1 pseudogene is annotated in these 1,764 nt (G+C 52.3%); it reads right to left on the bottom strand.

Annotated elements, in window-relative coordinates:
* Nucleotides 1-293: 293 nt before the first annotated feature.
* A pseudogene (locus A3766_RS11295) lies at nt 294-1,697 on the bottom strand (IS91 family transposase); the annotation flags it as partial.
* Nucleotides 1,698-1,764: the final 67 nt, after the last annotated feature.

Below are 1,764 nucleotides of genomic sequence, written 5' to 3'. Positions count from 1 at the left end.
TATTTAGACCACCCTCAGAAGCGAGGTCGTTGATACTTCAGGTAAGTAATGGGTGTTCTTATAGGGTATAGGAAGTATAAAGCACCTTTTCACCCCTAAGCTGAAGTATCATACCCGAAATTGCTGCTCATTTTTATTGCCTAAGCCCCAGAATTTAGCTTCACAGCGCCCAAAGCAGGTCGTATTTTGGTCGATTTGACCGAAAAGTGCCTGGCGAATGGATCTCTAGCCGACAGTTACCCCACCGGCCTGCCGCAAAGGCTGACAGTGCATGGATTGAGAACTTAGGAGCGTCAATTAAATAGGCGAGTCTGCGATGGGTCGAACAGGCTGGGAGTCAGTGGCGGGGCTCGCTCTGGCGGCAATTCGTGCTGTTTGGCAGCGTCAACCTTAGCGGCTTTCTGCCTGAGGTAATTAAGAGTCAGCTCAATCACCTTCGAGTCTTCAATGCTTGCAATCACTTTGACTTGGCCACCGCAGTGTTCACAGACCTCGATGTCGATGGTGAAAACACGCTTGAGTCGTTGCATCCAGGTCATAGCGCGGTGGCGCTCTGCAGGGCTCTTGTCACACCAGTCAGTATCGAGACCTTCCGATTGATCGGGCTTTTTGCCCCGCTTAGCGGGTGTTACTTGAACGCGGTGTTTGCTGTTCGGTGCAAAAAGCCCGTGGAATCGAGTAAGGTTGACCCTAGGCTTGGGTACCAAAGCCGCTAGCTTGGCAATGAAATCCAGTGGTTCGAAGATCACATGCGTAGTGCCATTGCGGTAAGGGGTTTTGAGCTCGTAGCGGATTTGTCCATTGGCGGTCAATGCCAGACGCTTTTCCGAGATCGCTGGCCGACTGATATAGCGACACAGGCGCTCAAGCTTATCTCGCTGATGCGCTTCGGCCATCACGCCAGCGTGCAAGGAGAACCCTGCGTGGTTGGCTACTCGGCTGCTAGCATCAGCCTTATCTTCTCGCCCCGGTAAAGTTTGCAGAGTAAAGACCTTGCGCCCCTGCTGGGGGCCGGTGGCAATGCGGTAAGTGACCGAATGGCCGTATAATTGGGTGAGCGTATCCTCCTCGCCCTCTTCCAATGTCAACCAGGTATTTTCGACATCTCGCTCGAGTAGCCCTTGCTTTTCCAGGCAGCGAGCTATGCGGTGGCTAAGGGTGTGAACGAGGGTATTCAGCTCATCGTGGGTCGGCGCTTTGACCCGATGGAAGCGCTGTTTACCATGGCCGTCTTCGGTGTAAATCCCGTCGAGAAACAGCATGTGGTAGTGTACATTCAGATTCAGCGCGGAGCCAAAGCGTTGGATGAGCGTTACCGATCCACTTTGTGCCGTAGCCTTGGTAAAACCCGCTTTCTTAATCAGATGGGTTGAGAGTATACGGTAAACGATGCTCAAGACCTTGCCCATCAGCTCCGGGTAACGGGCCAGCAAAAAGCGCAACTGGAAAGGAAAACTCAGCACCCATTGGCGAATAGGCTCTGCGGGAAATACTTCATCCACCAAAAGTGCGGCACTCTCCACCATCCGGCGGGCACCGCAGCTGGGGCAGAAACCACGCCGTTTGCAGCTGAAAGCGACCAAACGCTCGTGATGACAGTCTTCACAGCGCACACGCAAAAAGCCATATTCCAGCCGACCACATTGGAGAAAATCTTCGAACTCTCTCTGAACGTAACGAGGCAAGCTTTGTCCCTGACCCTCCAACGAGGACTTATCTAACTAGAAAAGAATAATGACTTTTATATTTTAGCTTTTCAAAAGG

Source organism: Oleiphilus sp. HI0132, from assembly GCF_001635845.1.
The sequence above is the reverse complement of the archived record's forward strand: the minus strand, read 5'-3'. Positions and strand labels throughout refer to the sequence as shown.